Origin of the sequence: Kamptonema animale CS-326, assembly GCF_028330895.1 — a bacterium.
GTDB classification, from domain to species: domain Bacteria; phylum Cyanobacteriota; class Cyanobacteriia; order Cyanobacteriales; family Microcoleaceae; genus Kamptonema; species Kamptonema formosum.
This window is the reverse complement of sequence record NZ_JAQMUA010000226.1, coordinates 1-19,184: the sequence shown is the minus strand read 5'-3', so window position 1 is coordinate 19,184 and position 19,184 is coordinate 1. Positions and strand designations below refer to the sequence as shown.

The window sequence follows — 19,184 nt, the reverse complement described above, 5'->3', positions numbered from 1 at the left end:
GAAGCAGGGGGGCCTGCACAGTTAGGGGGTATTGACGCTGGGGACGAATTGCTAGCAGTTGACGGTTTTCGGATAACTGCTGAACATTTGAGCGATCGCCTTAAAGATTATCAGCCGGGAGATGCGATCGCTGTGACTGTCTTCCACCAAGATGAACTGCGGACTTGTCGAGTTACTCTCGTCAAACCCCGCCCCAATCGCTATCAGATTCTAACATTAGAGCACCCAACATCAATTCAGAAACAAAACTTTGCTGGATGGCTCGGAGTGCCTCTATCCAAATTTGTGACATGATATACAGTTAACGGTTAACTGTTAACTGTTAACTGTTAACTGTTAACAAAGCACAAGAGTTTAAGGAGTAATGCTTACGTTCATAAGGGGGTCACACTTACGTTATTAGCAATTAGCCATTAGCGATTAGCAATTAGCAATTAGCCATTAGCTATTACCAATTACCAATTACCAATTACCAATTTTTATTATGCAACCACCACCTCCTCCATCCATTAATCCCCGTCAAATGAACCTACTAAGGATTGTTGCTTCTATGGCATGGTCTGACGGAGAACTCGCAACAGAAGAAGTGGATTTAATGTTAAACCGCTTCAGTCGTTTATTTGCCCCAGGCGATAATCAGCAACAAGTGCAACAAGTGCAACAAGAATTGCGAGATTACTTGATGCAAAATCTCCCCTTAGATGAATTGATTCCACAATTAGAAAGCCAGGAAGAACGCGAATTAGTATTGCAACTAGGTTATGAAGTGATTGCTTCTAGTGCTCGCACGCCTGACGAACCCAAAATTAATGCGGATGAAGCAGCAGCCTATCAAAAATTAGTGCAGTTGCTCAACTTGCCGGAAGATGTAGTCAAGCGCACGGAAGCAGAAGCTTTGGTTGATGACAACGAAGAAGGAATCATCGATAAAATGGTTCGCAAGCTCCAGAAATTTATCCAAAAGTAATAGTTAATGGTTAACAGTTAACAGTTAACTGTTAACTATTAATAAACGTAAGGTGGGCGCTCGCCGCAACAATCTTGTAACTAATGGCTAATATTGTTTCGGCGAGCGCCCACCCTACAATTTATATCTGTTAACTTATTACCGAGTGGCAATCATTCCCGTAAGACGAGCGTAGTCAAAAAGTCCTCCGGCATCAATTACTGGCCCGACATCTCCCAGAGGCTTGAGTTCGTAAGTTTTGCCTAGAGTGTGATTAATGATTTGATTTTGTTCAGAATCGATAGTAACATCCTGGCCTGTAGCAAATAAATCGCATAGCCGTTCCACAGATTCCCAAGGGTACAATTCACCTGTAGCGGAGCAATTGCGAAAGAAAATTCGGGCGTAAGATTGAGCTACAACCGCTTGGACACCAGCAGCTCCTAATGCAATGGGGGCGTGTTCCCGTGAAGAGCCGCAGCCAAAATTTTCTCCTGCCACAATAATCGGGTAGCGCGTTTTGATTTCTGGGGGTTGTATGAACTTGCCGTAACGATTGGGCAACCCTACTAGAGCGTAGCTTCCTAGTTTCTCATACTCGTCTGGCTTGGAAGGAACTAAGGTGAGATATTCAGCAGGAATGATTTGATCGGTATCGATATTATCATCTAAAACAAAAATTTGACCGCGAATTACTTTGCTCATAGTTAATTTTTCGGTTCGGTTGAGGTGATGCAGGAGTTTTCATGTATGGCGATCGCTACATTCTAACCTGCTATGTCCTCTAGAGTACAAAGAGTTCCTGAAGTGCGATCGCTCAAGCTGAAGCAACACTCAAGCCATGTTCTCCTCTTGACTCTACCCGTTACCCTCCTTAACTGATAGTCTTATGAAAAATCACATAAATACATTCGGACTGAACTATAAATTCATTCTTGAACCTAAAATGGTAGATCGGATTGATGAAATAGCCATACAAGCTCGTCAGGGTAGTGTTGCAGCGATTATTCAAGTGCTCAACGAAAAGTTGGCAGAAGTCGGTGTCAGAACTAGAGCTGTGTTTGCAGATGGTGTCTTGCAACTGCTATGCGAGGCCCCAAAAGTCGATCAGCTCGAACAGTCTACCTTGGTGGAGCGCATTCGACAGATTCTCGAAGGAATTTCACCCCGCTACATTCGCCGAGTCAATATTAACAGCCGGATTGTCCGAGAACAGCAGTTGCTCTGGCTAGAAGAAATTAGCCGAGATCCCGAAAATCAATTGCTGTGGTCAAAACAAATTATCCTGGCAAAGCCCAACTTTTTTAAACAGTCCTTCGAGGATCTTAACTATATCTTCGGCTGGCTTCGCTCAGGCAAAACTCAATCTCGGAAGCCAGTTTTACCCAAAACTTCCTCATCATCTCTGTTACGCGATCAGCGACAATATCAGCGGGGTCTAGTCGGCGGAGTCAGCCTGAGTTTATTCTTGCTGATGGTAGGTTTGGTACTGCACAATTGGCTTAATGCTCAAGATTCCGAGACTGTTCAAGCCACATCTCAATCCGTACCCTACAGCATTCCCCCCAATCCAGTTCCCACAACCCCAAAACCTGCAAGTGTCGCTCCATCTCAAGATGATTTCGCACAAGCTGTGCGGCTAGCTCAACAAGCCGCAGACAGCGGTAAAAACGCTCAAACTCGCGAGGATTGGTTGGTAATAGCTGCTAAATGGCAGCAAGCATCCGAACTGATGAGCGCAGTAGCGCCCGCTCATCCGCGCTACGATACCGCTGTAAACAGAGCTGCGCTTTACCGCCAATACAGTGACGACGCACAACAGGAAGCACAGAAGTATTAGGGACTGAAAACTGGGGAAGGTGGGGAAGATGGGGAGGATAATCACCAATGAGGTAAGTAAATCTTCTTAACGGGGGTTTATTTTCCTCTCTTCCCTAGCCTCTAGCCCCTAGCCCCTTATTTAATGATTATTTAGCAATACCAAAGCCGTATTTCTTAAAGATAGCTTGAGCTTTTTGACTGGTGAGAAATTGGGCGTAGGTACGGGCAGTTGACTGATTTTTACTAGCTTTAATGACTGCCATTGGATAAACAATTGGAGAGTGCAAATTACTGGCAGCAGTTGCCACTTGTTTTACTTTTTTTGAAATTCTGGCATCGGTGGCATAGACAACTCCTGCATCGGCGTTACCACTTTCGACAGTTCCTAAAACGTTGCGAACTGAGTTGCCATACACAAATTTAGACTTTAGTCGATCTAAAATTCCCAGCTTCTTAAACACTTCTTCTGCGTATTGTCCAGCCGGAACGCTGCGCGGTTCTCCTACCGAAATTCTTTTGACGTTGGAGTTGGTTAATTGCTTGAAGCTTGTTAGTCCTAGCGTGGAGTTACTCGGTGCTACCAACACCAGACTGTTAGTGAGTATGTTGCGACGAGTATCGGTCAAAATCAGATTTTTCTGCTGCAAAGCATCCATTTGTCGAGTTGCAGCCGCAATGAATAAATCGATGGGTGCGCCCTGCTCAATTTGCTGTTGAAGGGGCCCGGATGCGGCAAAGTTGTAGTTGACTGCAATCCCTGGGTTGGCAGATTTAAAGAGTGGATCGACTTCTTTAAGGGTTTCTTGCAAACTAGCTGCGGCGGCAATTAGAAGCGTAGGAGATTGAGCGTTGGCGGGAACGGGCATGACTGCTTTGAAGCCGATTCCTAGCATTAGAGTTGCCAGTAATCCGCTGACAAAGGCGAGAATCCGTCTTGGTTTCATAGAACTTGAGTTGGGTTGGTATAGTTAGCTCAAAGCGATCGGACGACCGATTTAGCGTTTGAATGGTATTCAACGCCCAATCATACCAACTTTATACCAACTTATTTGGTATTCTACGATGCCAAGAAAAGAGCAAGGCTGGATTACTTTCCAATCCTCCGATGAATACAGTAGGATTACCGTCAGTACAAATCAGTGCCCGCAACATTTTGAGAGCCAAAGTGAAACGCATTGTCAAAGGCACACTGAATGCGGAAGTCACCCTGGCGATCGCACCGTCAGTAGAGTTAGTGTCAGTTGTCACTCGTACATCGCCGAGAAACTGGGGTTAAAGAAAGGGAAAGAAGTCTTTGCAGCGATTAAATCCAGTAGTGTAACGATCGCAGCAGGGTGAGAACCAGAAGTTTTGGTTGCAGGCAAAAGAATCTCACAATTAATATCACATAATATTTGATAATATTAGCTTAATAATAACTCTAGGGAGTTAGTGAAGTTAAATATTTGATCGGTATGTATAGAGTTGACATTGAGTATTACGTAATTTCTCGGAGGGGCAATAGCGCCTATTCAATCTCAAAAAATTTTAGCTATTTTATTATAAGTAAGTAGGCATAGTTAAAGGTAGAATTGGGGAAGAGGAGCGCCGAGATTGTTCGCAACTATTTCTCTGTCTGACTTGTAGGGGTGAAAAGCTAGCACAATTCAACGGGGGATAGCCTGCGCTAGAATAATGTTTATTTTATTTGCGGCCACCTAATTATAAACAGGGTTTGCCTATTAGCTGTAGAGTACAATTCTGCGGCCGACAGGCTAAAACATTTTAAATAACGGCTTTGCCATCATGATAAATTCTCAGGGAAATCAAGACTTTGCTAGAGCTCACTCGCGGATGGCAAAGCCTTTGACATTGCATCTACACGCAGGGCAAGAACCAGTATTACTTCAAAAATTTATGGGTCGTCTCATGCAGAACCAGACCGATCCTGCTCAACTGGGGCAGCAAATTTCCCAAATTCTTCTGGCGAACCTAGTTCCAGAAACAGTGCTGCCAAAAATAGCAGAGGTATTGGGGGCTGCTTTTCAGGGGGACTGTTGTTTGGTTGGTGCCCTCAAGGGCGATCGCGCAGAGATTCAGACGGGTTATTGGGAAATGGATCGGACTGTGGATTCTACTGAGATTTCCCAATTCCCTAAAATCACCGCAGTTAACAAATTCTTAGTGTCGCTGACTGAGCGTCCTGCTTTTGGCAGAATGCTCTTAAGCGGGCGTTCTGTAGCAATTTCTGACATTCAGACCAAGGAAGTGACTCGTACCTTGGATATAGAAGGAGAATCGCTTCCTTTTCGGGGGATGTTGGCGATCGCAACACGCTTAGGAGGAGCAGTAAACGGCACGATCGTTGTAGGTTCCCTGCAACCTCGCCTTTGGTCAACTTTAGACTTGGAGCGCCTAGAAGCCATCGCGACAATCGCTGCGATCGCCATCTCTCAACTTGAAAAAACTCAACAGATTACCACTCTACAGCAAGCAGTCCACCGTCAATCCCAATACCAAACTCTGCTCAGTTGGCTGACCTGCATAATTGACACCCCTCTAGAACTCAACCAGATTCTACAACTAGCGATCGAGGGTACTGCCGATACCCTGCAAGTAGATCGCGGCTCGATCGCGCTGCTGAAATACGCAGATCCCCTATTTAAAACTCACTCCCCTAACCAAATTCCCAAAGCTAAAGTCACAATCGTCTGCGAGTGGTCTAAGGGAGCGAGGGAGCGGGGGAGCGGGGGAGATGGGGGAGATGGGGGAGTTAAATCTTCCCTATCTTCCCTATCCTCCCTATCTTCCCCATCCTCCCCATCCTCCCCATCCTCCCCATCCTCCCTATCCTCCCCATCATCTTTCTGGCTGTCGGAGTGTTCCTTGTGCCAGGAGGCATTTACTCGCGCTCGCAAGCTGTTAGCGATCGCAGATACCAAGGAGTTACCAAATCAATACCTTGATGGTGCCGCTGAAATCTTGAAACCCCCCGGCATCAGAGCCTTATTGCTAGTTCCCCTCGTAGGGGCAACGCAAGGTACTATTTTAGGATTCTTAGTATTGCAACACTCTTCACCCCGCCTCTGGCAGCCAGAAGAACTAGAACTCGTAGAATTAGTAGCAGCCCAAATCAGTGCAGCGATTATTCAGACTCAGACACTACAGCAAGTGCAAGCTCTTGTGGAAGATCGCACTGCCCAGTTACAGCGAAGTCTTGACGTGCAAGCCAAATTGTACGAACAAACTCGTCGGCAAGTTGACCAACTGCGACTGCTAAATCAGCTCAAAGACGAATTTCTGAGCACCGTCAGCCACGAGTTACGGACACCTCTGACAAGTATGACCCTTGCCATTCGGATGTTACGTCAGTCCGACCTCTCCCCGGAGCGCCGCGCCGTCTATCTTGATATTCTCGATCGACAATGCTCTCAGGAAACCAATCTGATCAACGATTTACTAGCCCTACAACAGTTAGAGTCCCAGTCAGACTCTATCGAACCCGAAAAAATTGACCTCAAGCTTTTAATTCAAGATTTAGCTCAAGATTTTGACCAAAAATGGGCAGGTAAGGGTTTAAATCTAGCAGTAGAAATACCCGGCAGACCCCTACCCCTACAAACCGATCCCAAAAGTCTAAGGCGCATTTTGCTGGAACTATTGACAAATGCTGGTAAATACTCTGCGGCTAACAGTACCGTCGTTTTGGCGGCCTATTTTGCCGCAGGCGAAATTGTTATGAGTGTCTCCAATATCGGGCGCGGTATTTCCAGCGAAGACTTGCCCCATATTTTTGAGAAGTTCCGGCGGGGAAGCGGTATTACCGAACAAGCTATCCCTGGTACGGGTTTGGGCTTAGCTCTGGTAAAGTCCTTAGTAAAGCACTTACGCGGCACTATTGCCGCATTTAGTTCTGGGCCAGCAGAGAATCCCGAAACTACTGAGTTGTGGCGTACTAGCTTCACCCTAACCTTACCCCTGTTTCCAGGGCAACACGCAAGTCAGGAGGAATAGTAAAAATTTGGTAATTGGTAATTGGTAATCGCTAATGGCTAATCGCTAATTACCCCTCCTCCCCTCCGATTAATTAAAAGTTAAAAATTAAAAATTCAATCTCACAATTTTTAATTTTGCATTTTTAATTTTTAATTGATTAAGTTGCTCCCCATCTCCCTCTCTTCCCCTAGCCCCTAGCCCCTATATTTATGCTCACAAAAATTGCACCTAAGCCACTTCGCTGGCAACGGGCTCAATCTTCACCTTTAACTCGACAAATAGATGTTTTTACCGCCGCAGGACAGTTTATGTTCTATTTGTGGGCGGATAGGCTATTTCAAAACAACTCGCCTTATACAAGATCCGTCCGCGCTGAGTGGCTACTCAAGACTTTACTAAATTTAGGCCCAACTTTTATTAAAATTGGTCAGGCTCTCTCAACTCGTGCAGATATACTCCCTTTAGAGTATGTTAATGAATTACAAAAATTGCAAGATAAAGTACCTGAATTCAATTCGGAAGAAGCGATCGCTCTGATTGAATCTGAACTTGGTAAAGAAATTTATGCTTTATATCGTGATTTTGACCATTTTCCGATTGCGGCTGCGAGTTTGGGACAGGTACACAAAGCTCGGCTACATACGGGAGAAGATGTAGTTGTAAAGGTTCAACGTCCGGGATTGCAAAAGTTGTTTGATTTGGACGTTAAAGCTATTTACAAAATTATGCGTTTTTGCCAGCGGTATTTGCCTTGGACTAGAAAATATAATTTAGATGCACTTTATAATGAATTTTTCACAATTCTTTATCAAGAAATTGACTATATACAAGAGGGTAAAAATGCTGAACGATTTGCTAATAATTTTAGAGGCTATCCCGGCATTATGGTTCCTAAAGTTTATTGGCGATATACTAGCAAAAAGGTGTTGACTGTCGAGTATTTGCCAGGTATAAAGGTTGACGATCGACAAAGTTTAGAAGCTAAAGGGATAGACTTAAAAGGTCTCAATCAGTTAGGGATTTCCTGTTACTTAAAACAATTGTTGCAAGACGGTTTCTTTCAGGCAGACCCGCATCCGGGAAACATGGCAGTTAATACAGATGGCTCTCTAATTTTCTATGATTTTGGGATGATGGCAGAGGTGAAATCTCTGGCTAAAGAACAGATGATTAGAACTTTTTTTGGAGTGTTGAGAAAAGATAGTGATGAGGTTTTAGAAACCTTGATTTTGATGGGTTTAATTGAACCTGTGCCGGATATGATGCCAGTGCGGAGAATGGTAGCGTTCCTATTGGAAAAATTTACTGAAAAACCGATTGATTTTCAAGCTTTTAATGAAATCAAGGATGAATTGTACTTGATGTTTGAGCAACAGCCATTTCGATTGCCGGGACAAATGATGTTCATTCTGAAAGCGTTGACGACTCTTGATGGTATTGCTCGAACTTTAGATCCTCAATACAACCCTGTTGCTTGTGCTAAACCGTTTGTTAAAAGCTTAACTACCGTCTCTCAAAAAGAACGAGGAAATTTGGTGGGAGAGCTGGCAAAACAAGCTAGAAATTATGTTAGATTTAAGTTACAGCAGCCAAGTAGAGCAGAAGTTTTAATCAGACATTTAGAAAAGCGGATTGAAGACGGCGAGTTGCAGGTGCGGGTGCGGACAATAGAAAGCGATCGCGCTCTGAAGCGGATTAATATGGCTGTTAAAACTCTGATTTATGCCTGCTTGACTGGCTTTGTTTTTCTATCGGGTGCGGTGTTACTAATTGGGGGATATCAAGGAGGTGCGATCGCAGCTTTTTCTCTATCAGCCTTGGGCTCGTGGTTTTTGGTACAATCTCTTTTTAATTTGTGGACGAGAGAAAAGCTAGATAGATTGACAGAAAAATAAATATTTTGCTAATTGCTAATGGCTAATGGCTAATTGCTAATTGCTAATTGCTAATTGCTAATTGCTAATGTAATCAGTAATCAAAGGAGTTGGGATGGGACGGCCTAATTTTGAGAAATTGGAAGTTTATCAATTGTCTGAAAAATTAGCAGATGAGATTTGGCACATTGTTAAAGGATGGGATAACTTCGCTAAAGATACACTTGGTAAACAAATAGTCCGTTCAGCAGATAGCATCGCGGCTAATATTGCAGAAGGCGAGGGTCGATATAACTTCCAAGATAATCGGCGTTTCATAAAGATTGCTAGAGGTTCTCTGTATGAAACAATCAACTGGTTAAGACGTGCCTACACACGGAATCTTTTAACAAATGAACAAATAAAACGCCTTAACTCAGTCATTGATGAATTGTCTCCAAAACTCAATGCTTACCTAAAATCAATCGGCAATTAGCAATTAGCAATTAGCAATTAGCAATTAGCAATTAGCCATTAGCAATTAGCCATTAGCCATTAGCAATTAACTGTTAACCCGTCCTATTGGCGAGGTTAGCGACAACGGCGGCTAACTCAGCGGGTTCGATTGGTTTGGGTAAGTGGATCTGAAAACCGGACAAAAGCGATCGCGTCCGATCCTCAGCTCTAGCATAAGCTGTGAGTGCTGCTGCGGGAATTTGCCCGCCTTCCTGTGGTGAAAGCGCTCGCACTTGGCGGATCAAAGCATAGCCGTCCTCTTCTGGCATTCCGATGTCACTGAGCAAAATATCAGGTTTCAAACTTTTAAGGGTCGCGATCGCCTCAACTGCTGAGCCCACTGCCACAACTTCCGCGCCGCACTCCTCAAGCACAGCCGTAAGAAAAGCCCGCGAATCAGCTTCATCATCCACCACCAGTACCCGCAAACCATTGAGCGCTGGCAGATTTTCAAATGGAAGTTCGCCCCCAATACCGGGGTGTACCCGTTCTCCCGCCTCCAGATTTTGGCGAACAGGCATGAGGGGCAGCTTAATAGTAAATGTTGCTCCCTTCCCTTCACCTTCGCTTTGGGCACGAACGCTACCGCCGTGCAGTTCCACCAAATGGCGGACAATAGCTAAACCGATACCCAACCCAGTATAAGTTCTAGCGATCGAGCTGTCGGCTTGACGGAAGCGATCGAATACAAAGGGCAAAAACTCAGGTTTGATTCCCAATCCCGTATCGCTCACTGCAATCTCAACATGAGAGTTAACTCTCTCCAGGCAAACCTGAACTTGCCCGCCTTTGAGCGTGAACTTAACGGCGTTAGAAAGCAAATTCCAGACGATTTGCTGCAAGCGGTCTGAGTCTCCCGCCACCAGCCCCCCTGTGGAATCGAAGATGGTTTGCAGGCGAATATCCTTAGCTTCAGCCGCAGGGCGGACTGTATCTAAGGCCGCTTCAATGACGGTGACAAGTTCAACTGGGCGGACATTCAGCCGTACCTTACCCTGAATGATCCGGGAAACGTCGAGCAAATCCTCAACTAATTGCGCTTGGGCTCTAGCGCTGCGCTCAATTGTCTCCATTGCCTTCGCTGTCGTCTTCTCGTCAAACTTGCGAGTATTGAGCAGGCGCAGCCAGCCCAGCATGGCGTTTAGGGGCGATCGCAACTCGTGGGATAGGGTCGCCAAAAACTCATCCTTCATCCGATTTGCAGTCTCCGCCTGAGTGCGGGCATTCTGTTCGCGGATGAGTAACTGGGCGCGTTCGTCTTCAGCTTGTTTGCGTTCCGTGAAGTCGCGCATGATTTTAGCAAAACCCCGCAATCCTGCCTCATCTTGCAGAGAAGTGAGAATACCGCTAGCCCAGAAACGGCTGCCGTCTTTACGGATGTGCCAGCGTTCGTCCTCTGCTTGACCTACCGCTACTGCTTGCTCTAGTTCCACCTTGTCTCTGCCGGCAGCTAAATCCTCCGGTGTAAAAATAATCGATGTCGGCTGACCGAGTGCCTCTGCTTCCTCATAGCCTAAAATTCTTTGAGCTCCTACACTCCAACGGATAATATACCCTTGGGCATCAAGGAAGAAAATTGCGTAGTCTTGGGCATTGTCTAACAGCAGGCGGAAGCGCTCTTCGCTTTCCTGCTGCGCTGACTCGGCTTGCTTGCGGTCTGTGATGTCGGCGACAATCCAAACTGCTCCTGCAAAAGTACCGCGATCGCCTAAAATCGGGTCAGCAGTGACAGAAAACCAGCGATCGCCAAACCTCAGTTCTAAATTTTGTCGGCGGCAAGTTTCTCGAGCGCGAATGAAGGGATTTATCTCTTTAAAACCGAGCAGATCTGGCATCAAATCCCCATAAAAGGAACCTTTTATCTCGCTTTCTGGTTTTCCCCAAAGTTCGCTAGCCGCCAAGTTGCACTGCATAATAGTGCCATTAGTATCCAACATACACACCCCATCGGCGATCGCATTGAAAGTGGTTTGCCACTCCCTCGCCAGTAGTCGCGCCGCTTCCTCCGCCTGTCTGGTACGAAGCAAAGCATTGACAGTAGCGACCAACTCAATCGGCTCTACAGGCTGGGCAAGATAGCCATCTGCACCGCCATCTAACCCCTGTACCTTGTCCTCGCTCTTGACAAAACTAGCCGAGAGATGTAGCACCGGAATAAACGCCGTAGCAGGGTTATTTTTAATCTGCCTACAGACCTCAAACCCATTGATATCAGGCAACTGCACGTCAAGGACAATTAAATCTGGCTGGTATTCTAGTGCCAATTGCAGGCCAGCTTTCCCAGTGGCCGCCTGTTGCACATCAAACCCCGCATTTTGAAGCATCCGGGTAACGATATAGCGGTTAGCTGCATTGTCGTCTACGTGCAAGATCGTGACTAGAGGTCGGTCGGGCATAGTTTTTGGAAAAAATAAGGAAGAATTAAGGTACGAGTTAGGCTATAGGTTTGATTTAATCGCTTTTTTAGTGCCGAAACGATAAAACTACCATTATTTTGGGAGTAAACCACAGGCAGAGATGGTCTAGAGGAAGAAAAATAAAATAGGAGAGCGGTAAATTTAAAGAAGGGAGAGCGAAGTCTGGGTATATATAGCAGTCGCCAAGGCAATTATGACACGATTGATTGCTTTATTCTATTCCCTTCTTCCCTAGCCCTGAGCATCCTAGCCCCTAGTCCCTAGTTATAGGTATAGCCCTGCTTTTATCAGAGCTTCTCGGAGTTTACCCCTTGCTACCTCGTGATGTTGACTCTCTTTAGATAGAATTGCGATCGCGTTCTGTGCTATATATCTTGACTCTTGTGGATCGAGCAACTTTGAGCTATTAACAATTACAGAGATATTCTTAGTATCAGGATTGCTTTTAAGTTGTTTCAATACTTCAAAACCATTCATTCCTGGCATCTCCAAATCTAAAAAAATTGCATCAATAGTTTCCGTCTGAGCTAACGCTAAACCTTCCTGCCCAGACTCAGCTTCAATTATCATAAAGTTAGGATCTGCTAAGCATTCCTTGAGCAAGTATCTAGCTACTTGATCGTTGTCTATAATCAAAACTTTTTGTGGCAAATCCCCCTTGACTAAAGCATTAATTTTGTGGAGCAGGGGAAGTCGTTCCGCAGGTTTGATAAAAAACGCATCTGCACCCAATGCGCGAGCTTTCGTCTCGTTGTCAATGACAGTGATTACAATCAGAGGAATATTCCGCGTTGCTTCGTTTCCTTTCATTTCAGCAATCAAACTCCACGTACTCTGTTTATCTAGTAAAATGTCCAATAGTATAGCTACAGGTCTAAAAACGTGAAGTGCCTCTCTTGCTTGGCTGAGCGATCGAGCTATTATCATTTGATAGCAAGAACCCTGAAAATACTTCTCGTAAGTAAATAAAGTTTCCACATTATCTTCTACTACTAATATAGGATAGAGAGCCGCATCCAACTGGCAAGAGAAATTCTCTCTTTGTGCCTCCTCTTGGATACTGTTATAAACGATAGGAATCGTAGCAAAAAATGTTGAACCTTTCCCTAATTCGCTGGTTAGAAAGACACTTCCTCCCAGCAATTCGGCTAATTTTTTTGCTAGAGGTAGTCCCAAACCTGTTCCTTTAAATTGTGTTTGTAGGGGAGAATGCAGTTGGGTATATTCTTCAAATACCCGCTCTCGATCGCCTACGTCAATGCCGATACCAGTATCCGCTACGGAAAAGACAACAGTGTTACCAGCAATTGCCGCTGAAACCCGAACTTCTCCAACTTCTGTATACTTCAACGAATTGGAGATAAAGTTTCTGAGAATTTGGCTAACCTTGCCTTCGTCAGTGTAGAGTTTATGGCAACCGATAGGTTCTTCAAAAACTAGAGAAACTGAGGAATTATAGGCGAGTAAAGGCCGTAGCATACCCCTCAAAGCTCCAAAAAGGTCGCTAACTTCAAACTCCTCTGGATGCACTACAACTTTTCCTGCTTCTGCCTTTGCCAAGTCTAATAAGTCATTAACTAGATCCGAAAGACCCTCAGCAGATTTGCGGATGAATGTCACTTGCTTTTCTTGTTCTGATGTCAATTCACCATCCATCCGGTCTAACAGTATCCGCGAGAGAGATATAATTGAGTTTAGCGGCGTGCGAAACTCGTGGCTCATATTGGATAAAAATCTGGTTTTAACTTCATTTGCCTTCTGTAAGGAATCGGCTTTTTCATCTAATTCGGCATAGAGAGCTACTACTCCCCGATTAGTGTCTTCTAATTCGCGATTGAGTTGAATTAGCTGCTCTTCACGCTGACGGATATCTTCTAGAGCTAATAGTAATTCTTGGTTCTGTTGCTGAATTTCTTCAAAGGAACTTTGAGGCGCTTGCATCGCCAAATTACTGCCGATCTGCCCTAAGTCTTTTGCTGTTAAAATAGAAGGCAGCCTCGGCAAGGTTTTTCCCATCACGACCATAGTTCCCTCGCCTACCGAAGATGAAATCTGAAATCGATCCATTAACCGCTTGCTGCCAATAATACCTAGACCCATGCCAGTTGTAGATATATATTGTCCATTGAGAATAGTATTAAGATCAGCAATACCTTGACCTCGATCCTCAATAGAAATTATCAATGTTTGAGGCGAAGATATTTCTACCCAAAATTTAACTTTTCCGCCTCCGGCATATTGAAAAGCATTGCGACCAATTTCAGATACCGCAGTGGCAATGCGAGTTTTATCCTGAGACTGAAAACCTAATAAACTCGCAATTTGCCCCGCCCGCTGGCGAGTCATGACGACATCTTGTTCAAATTTGATTTCTAGAGTTAGGAGAGTGAAAGTCATTGCTAATGGCTAATGGCTAATGGCTAATGGCTAATTGCTAATGGCTAATGGCTAATTGCTAATGGCTAATGGCTAATTGCTAATGGCTAATGGCTAATTGCTAATCGCTAACAGTTAACAGTTAACAATTAACAGTTAACTTAAAAATTTTATTTAGCGGCCAGCACTGTAACATCATCGCGACCTCTAGTGAAATCTCGGTACAAAACTCCAGCAATTAAACAGGGATGTTTTGATACTAAACCAGCATAACGCTCTAGATGCCACTGCGTACCCAGCCCGTCAGAGTGCATGACTAAAAGACCTCCTTTAGGCCACTGATAAATAAATTCCTGAATTTTGCGAACCTCATGTCCGACAGTACCATTGTGGGAAACCATGCTGTAGTTTGCAGCGGGAGAAATCACTGAGGCAGAAATATTTCCGATTCCTGCAAAGCGAACGGATGCGCTACGAAAGTCAATTTCTGCGATCGCGATTACTGCACCCCGCGTACTTCGCAGAGCCCCGTGAGCCGCCTCCATAATCTCTTTTGGGCTTTTATGAGTATTCTCTCGAAATATCCTCACAGCTTCATTAGATGCGATCGCTGCTTGCGGGCCGTGACCCAACCCGTCGGCAACTAGCAGCAAACTGCGACCATCCTGCTGTTCTACGGCCCAAGCATCGCCTGAAACATCCTCACCTCTGACAGGTAAGCAAACCGAGCCAATTTCTAGGCGATCTTGTGGTGGGGGTGCTTGGTGAGATGTTGCCCAGATGTGGCTTAATATGGCTGTGCCGCCGTTGGTAACAGAATAAATGTCAAAAAAGTTAGATAGCCGCTGGCAAGCCCCCAAACCGTTTCCCAGAGTCCCGCCTGTAGAAAAGCCGTCGCGCAAGCACTCGCTAATACTGCTCATTCCCGGCCCAGAGTCTAAGGCTAAGATTTCCAAAAGCGCGATCGAGTTTAAGACTTTTGCTTGTAGTAATAGTTGACCGTTACGGGCGTGCCGAACGAGATTATTTGCCAACTCGGTGACTACGATGCTAACCTTTCCACGCTCTGTTTCGTTGAAGCCAAGTTGATTAGCAAAGGCTACAGCTATCCGCCGCGCATCGCCAGCTTGACTGGACTCTACAATGGGTAAGGCGACTGGTTCTGGCATATTTGCTTCCTGGGTTTGGTTTAACGTTATCTATTTCTCTTTTCTTTTCCTCCTCTGTGCCTTTGTGTCTTCTTAGGTTCATTAAATTGCAGGCTTTTGCTTTTCAATAAGACTACAAAAATGAGACATAACTTTGGCTATAAAGGAAGGGGAGTAAACTTCAAAAATTCTCTCCTAAGAGGAGAGAGGTTTGGCAAGAGGTCTAGGAATTTCAACATGACTCTCACTATTTTTTGGGTGGTAAAGAAGTCAGCTACTTCCACTTAGCGATCGTAATAGTTGTGCCCTCGCCGACGCGAGAAACGATGTTAAATTCGTTCACGAGCCGCTTGGAACCAGAAAGACCCATGCCGAGTCCGCCTCCGGTGGTGAAGCCGTCTTTTAAGGCAAGGTCGATGTCGGGAATGCCGGGGCCTTTGTCTTCAAAGGTGAGCCGCACACCTCGGCGGTTTCCCTCTTGTAGGGTTTCCAGTTGTAGTTGCCCGCCGCCGCCGTAGTCTAAGGTGTTGCGAGCGAGTTCGCTGGCAGCAGTCACGATTTTGGTTTGGTCTACGAGGCTCAAACCTTGTTCCACGGCTAACTTGCGGACGGCTTGCCTTACTAGCACAACGTCTGCGGCGGTTTTGATACTCATAGTTTCAGACCTCTGCACGGTCATCTGGCATCTCCTCTGGAGTTGCTAGCGATCGCCGCAATAGAGCCATTCCCCTCTCTACGTTTAAGGCTGTGCGGATGCCTTTAAGGGAAAGCCCTAATTCTACTAGAGTAATGGCTACTGCTGGCTGCATTCCAACTACGACTGTTTCGGCATCAAGTATCTGCGACATTTTGGCAATGTTTCCTAATATTCGCCCGATGAAGGAGTCAACCATATCTAAGGCGGAAATATCTATTAATACGCCGCGAGCATTTGTCTGGTTGATGCGATTTGTGAGGTCGTCTTGTAATGTCATGGCTAGACGATCGTGCATATCGACTTGGATCGTAACTAAGAGAAATTGACCCATTTTAAGTATGGGAATTTTTTCGTCCATGATGCTTCCTTAAGTGCGCGGCTGGTTGCGGGTGATGCTGGCTCCAATGCGTTTTAATGCTAGAGCAAAAGCGTCGGCTAGGGTGGCTTTGGTGATCACGTCCGCGAGATCCACGCCGAGGTAAACGATGGTTTGGGCGATTTGGGGTCGAATGCCGCTGATGATGCAGTCAGCGCCCATTAAGCGGGCGGCGGTGACTGTTTTGAGCAAGTGTTGTGCGGTCAGGGTATCTACGGTTGGGACTCCGGTAATATCAATGATCGTAACTTCTGCGCCTGTCTCTACAATTTTTTGTAGGAGGGACTCCATTACACCTTGAGTGCGGTTGCTGTCCAGGGTACCGATGATTGGTAAGGCTAATATTCCGTCCCACAGTTTTACAACTGGGGTGGAGAGTTCCATTAGTTCTTCTTGCTGGCGATAGATGACTTCTTCGCGGGCTTTTTGGTAGATTTCTGTGGTCAATAAACCTAGTTTATCTAGGAGGGTACTGACAGACCAAATCTCTTGAATTAGGTTTTGGCTATCGTTTGCGAGTTCGGAGTTCAGGTGGGTGAATAAGGGGTGTTTTAAGGATAAAATAAAGGTTGCGGTTTCTGAGGGTGTGAAGCCTTTGTGAGTGCGATCGCGCGATATACTGGAAAGCATTTCTCGCACTTGCCGCCACTCTGAGGTGTTGATGTCAGTTAAGTTACCGCGATCGAGTGCTGCTACTAGGAGGTCTAGAAATTCTCTGCACTCTTCCCGTACTTCTATTTCTTTGAGCGAGTCTTGGCGACTGCTACCAGTCATCTGCTCTGAGAGCCATGCTGTCAACAGTTCCGAGCGGTATTTTTTGAGAATTTCGGAAATTTTGCTTTGGCCGTTCAAGCTCATATTTGCTGTTCCTTACACCTGTGGGAATTAAAAGAGCCTGCAACAAAGTACAAAAATTAGGCTTTAAGGATAACTAGCGTTACTTGGAGCTGTTGGCAGACACGGGAAAGCGATCGAGTTTTATTTTATATCAATTCCAGTTTGTTAACCAGGATTAGGGGCTGGGGCGGATTTACAAGCTTTCTAGCTTGTATTACATCTCGCAGGCGAAGCACTCCTAGAGGAATAAGGTTAATCAAGCGGACTTAATTCTATTTGACGCTGGTCGTTGACGCGAACAATTGTCCAATTTGAGGTAGTCCCTTTAAGGCTAATTTATTTATATTGCACTGTGGGTTAGGGGGGGGAAGTGGAGTTTGGGCTAAATAACTCCTTATTGTTAAGTTACCACGTTAAAGGGTTGACTTACAATCGGCAAGATGGTTAAGATTTACGACTGCGAGTGTACGGCGATCGCGATGCTCTGTTTAGGGTACAGTTGTGCTTTATTTTAGGGTACTCAAGGGCGAGGGATGAAGTTTCTGGGTCTGGTAGGCGATCGCAATTCTTAAGTCGTCTGTCTCTGAGGCAAGATCGCTTTCCTTTAGATTGAGTTAAGTTCACCTGAAAATCCGATAGTTGCGATATTTTTCTATTTTTTTCACCACTTTTGTGAGCGTAAAGCTGGCAATTTCCGATCGCATTTGCGCTTGTAAAATCCCTCTCTTTACCCTATTTGTATGATTGATAATGAGGTATGGCAGGAGGCAGAAGGCAGGAGGAAAATGCAATAGTAGACATGGTTTGGGCGATCGAGAATGCCCTAAACGTTGTGGCGGTTGCTATAATTGCTAACCGTTAACAGTTAACCGTTAACAGTTAACCGTAATTTTAAAAAGGGACAAAAAATAAGTGCCGAATTATGGGATTAGCTCACAACTCAGCACTTATAATTTTTTTGATACCCCCAGGGGAATTCGAATCCCCGTCGCATCCGTGAAAGGGATGTGTCCTAGGCCTCTAGACGATGGGGGCGTGTGTTTCACACCTTTATTAACTTAACGCATCTTTCTGAGTTTGTCAACTACTTTTTCAAAATATTTTTTTATTGGTTCCAAGGCTGTTGGCAGTAGGCTGTGAGAATGCGAGTACAGTTAGCGATCGCGCCTAAATGAGCAATCTCAAACCCGTGAGTGTTCTGGGTGGGGAAGGCCAAACAAGCAGCCCTAGCTACGTGACCAAACTTCATGGCGATCGAGGCATCGCTACCAAACCCAGCGATCGCTGCCAATTGTACCACCACACCCGCGCGATCGGCTGCTTGGCGCAATTCCCCATTCAAGCCTTCATCATAAATCCCGTAGCCATCCTGAGACAACAAAACTGGCTTTTCGCCATCATCAATTGGATATTCCGGTGCCAAAGGGCAAATTTCCAAAGCAATTAACGCATCTAATTCCTGTCTTTGAGTAAAGTATAGTGCGCCGATCGCGCCTACTTCCTCCTTCGCCGATGCCACCAAATAAACATTAACGGGTGGTGCTTGCAAAGATGCAGCTACATCCAGTAAAATTGCTACAGAAGCTTTATTATCCAGAGTATAACTAGCAATATAATCCTTTAATCGTAGCGGGTGTTTGCGGTGCTTTCCTACTACCATGCGCGTACCTGGACGAATGCCTGCCTTCGCTAATTCTTCCGCACTACATTTAGTTTCAATCCAAGCATTTTCCCACTTTAACGCCACATCTTCCTGGTGAGATTTTTGAGGAGATTCGTGAGAAACATGACGGGAACCAAAGCTGAGGATACCACTAATGGTTTGATTATCTCCCAATAAATCGACAACGCCTTCGCCATAAACCCAAGGGAAAGAACCGCCAAGTTTACGAACTTGGACTCTGCCATTTGAGGTGACAGTTTTGACGATCGCGCCGATTTCATCTTTATGGGCAGTAATTGCGATAGAGTGTTGAGAATCGCGACCTGGAATTAGTGCGATCGCATTTCCCGCACTGTCAAGCCAAGCCTTTACTCCCATTTTCGTAAACCTATCGATCAACCAGTCGTCAACTTCCGACTCAACACCACTAGGAGAGTGGTGCATCACTAACTCTTCAATCGTACCAAACAAGCGATCGTACTCTTGCATTTTTTTTACCACAAAAGGGACGAGAAGGGGCGGAGGAGATGGGGAGATGGGGAGGATGGGGAGGATGGGG

15 protein-coding genes, 1 tRNA gene and 1 pseudogene are annotated in these 19,184 nt (G+C 45.4%); 7 read left to right on the top strand and 10 right to left on the bottom strand.

What is annotated here, in order from left to right; translation table 11 throughout:
* Both PN499_RS13025 and PN499_RS13020 read left to right on the top strand, forming a co-directional pair.
* Positions 1 to 294, top strand: a pseudogene (locus PN499_RS13025) (PDZ domain-containing protein); the annotation flags it as partial.
* A gap of 190 nt (positions 295 to 484) precedes the next feature.
* The gene (locus PN499_RS13020) at positions 485 to 967 is read left to right on the top strand and encodes a tellurite resistance TerB family protein (protein ID WP_007356138.1); all 483 of its coding nucleotides are present in this window, start codon (positions 485 to 487) and stop codon (positions 965 to 967) included.
* Positions 968 to 1,105: 138 nt separating this feature from the next.
* On the opposite strand, the gene PN499_RS13015 is transcribed toward PN499_RS13020, so the two are convergent.
* The gene (locus tag PN499_RS13015) at positions 1,106 to 1,651 is read right to left on the bottom strand and encodes a LeuD/DmdB family oxidoreductase small subunit (protein WP_272032362.1); all 546 of its coding nucleotides are present in this window, start codon (positions 1,649 to 1,651) and stop codon (positions 1,106 to 1,108) included.
* A 184-nt stretch (positions 1,652 to 1,835) separates the two neighbouring features.
* Between PN499_RS13015 and PN499_RS13010 the strand changes: the two genes are divergently transcribed.
* Positions 1,836 to 2,786 (top strand): hypothetical protein, encoded by a 951-nt coding sequence (locus tag PN499_RS13010; protein ID WP_272032361.1) that lies wholly within the window; start codon positions 1,836 to 1,838, stop codon positions 2,784 to 2,786.
* Between the two features lie 127 nt (positions 2,787 to 2,913).
* Here PN499_RS13010 and modA read toward each other — a convergent pair whose 3' ends face one another.
* On the bottom strand, positions 2,914 to 3,711 hold the full coding sequence (modA, locus tag PN499_RS13005; protein ID WP_272032360.1) for a molybdate ABC transporter substrate-binding protein: 798 nt from the start codon (positions 3,709 to 3,711) through the stop codon (positions 2,914 to 2,916).
* A gap of 161 nt (positions 3,712 to 3,872) precedes the next feature.
* Here modA and PN499_RS13000 point away from each other — a divergent pair, with 161 nt between their 5' ends.
* The 4 genes from PN499_RS13000 to PN499_RS12985 all read left to right on the top strand — a co-directional run bounded on the left by PN499_RS13000 (position 3,873) and on the right by PN499_RS12985 (position 9,091).
* Positions 3,873 to 4,043: a TOBE domain-containing protein gene (locus PN499_RS13000; protein ID WP_272032359.1), complete on the top strand. Its 171-nt coding sequence runs from the start codon at positions 3,873 to 3,875 to the stop codon at positions 4,041 to 4,043.
* Positions 4,044 to 4,552: 509 nt separating this feature from the next.
* Positions 4,553 to 6,760, top strand: coding sequence for a sensor histidine kinase (locus PN499_RS12995; RefSeq protein ID WP_272032358.1), 2,208 nt, complete (start codon positions 4,553 to 4,555; stop codon positions 6,758 to 6,760).
* A gap of 191 nt (positions 6,761 to 6,951) precedes the next feature.
* Positions 6,952 to 8,637 carry an ABC1 kinase family protein gene (locus tag PN499_RS12990; RefSeq protein ID WP_272032357.1) on the top strand — a complete coding sequence of 562 codons (1,686 nt, stop codon included), beginning with the start codon at positions 6,952 to 6,954 and terminating at the stop codon, positions 8,635 to 8,637.
* Positions 8,638 to 8,731: 94 nt separating this feature from the next.
* Positions 8,732 to 9,091, top strand: a complete 360-nt coding sequence (locus PN499_RS12985; RefSeq protein ID WP_272032356.1) for a four helix bundle protein — start codon at positions 8,732 to 8,734, stop codon at positions 9,089 to 9,091.
* A gap of 73 nt (positions 9,092 to 9,164) precedes the next feature.
* Here PN499_RS12985 and PN499_RS12980 read toward each other — a convergent pair whose 3' ends face one another.
* The 8 genes from PN499_RS12980 to PN499_RS12945 all read right to left on the bottom strand — a co-directional run bounded on the left by PN499_RS12980 (position 9,165) and on the right by PN499_RS12945 (position 19,114).
* Positions 9,165 to 11,507 carry a response regulator gene (locus PN499_RS12980; RefSeq protein WP_272032355.1) on the bottom strand — a complete coding sequence of 781 codons (2,343 nt, stop codon included), beginning with the start codon at positions 11,505 to 11,507 and terminating at the stop codon, positions 9,165 to 9,167.
* A gap of 285 nt (positions 11,508 to 11,792) precedes the next feature.
* Complete coding sequence (locus tag PN499_RS12975) at positions 11,793 to 13,925, bottom strand: ATP-binding protein (protein ID WP_272032354.1); 2,133 nt, start codon at positions 13,923 to 13,925, stop codon at positions 11,793 to 11,795.
* Positions 13,926 to 14,074: 149 nt separating this feature from the next.
* Positions 14,075 to 15,073, bottom strand: coding sequence for an ATP-binding SpoIIE family protein phosphatase (locus PN499_RS12970; RefSeq protein WP_272032352.1), 999 nt, complete (start codon positions 15,071 to 15,073; stop codon positions 14,075 to 14,077).
* A 253-nt stretch (positions 15,074 to 15,326) separates the two neighbouring features.
* Positions 15,327 to 15,707: an anti-sigma regulatory factor gene (locus tag PN499_RS12965; protein WP_019487279.1), complete on the bottom strand. Its 381-nt coding sequence runs from the start codon at positions 15,705 to 15,707 to the stop codon at positions 15,327 to 15,329.
* 4 nt (positions 15,708 to 15,711) lie between these two features.
* Positions 15,712 to 16,107, bottom strand: coding sequence for an STAS domain-containing protein (locus PN499_RS12960; RefSeq protein WP_007356611.1), 396 nt, complete (start codon positions 16,105 to 16,107; stop codon positions 15,712 to 15,714).
* Positions 16,108 to 16,116: 9 nt separating this feature from the next.
* Positions 16,117 to 16,983: an STAS domain-containing protein gene (locus tag PN499_RS12955; RefSeq protein ID WP_272032351.1), complete on the bottom strand. Its 867-nt coding sequence runs from the start codon at positions 16,981 to 16,983 to the stop codon at positions 16,117 to 16,119.
* 941 nt (positions 16,984 to 17,924) lie between these two features.
* Positions 17,925 to 17,997 (bottom strand) — tRNA-Glu (locus PN499_RS12950).
* A 70-nt stretch (positions 17,998 to 18,067) separates the two neighbouring features.
* A complete protein-coding gene (locus tag PN499_RS12945) occupies positions 18,068 to 19,114 on the bottom strand; it encodes a M42 family metallopeptidase (protein WP_272032365.1) in 1,047 nt (348 codons plus the stop codon).
* Positions 19,115 to 19,184 lie beyond the last annotated feature (70 nt).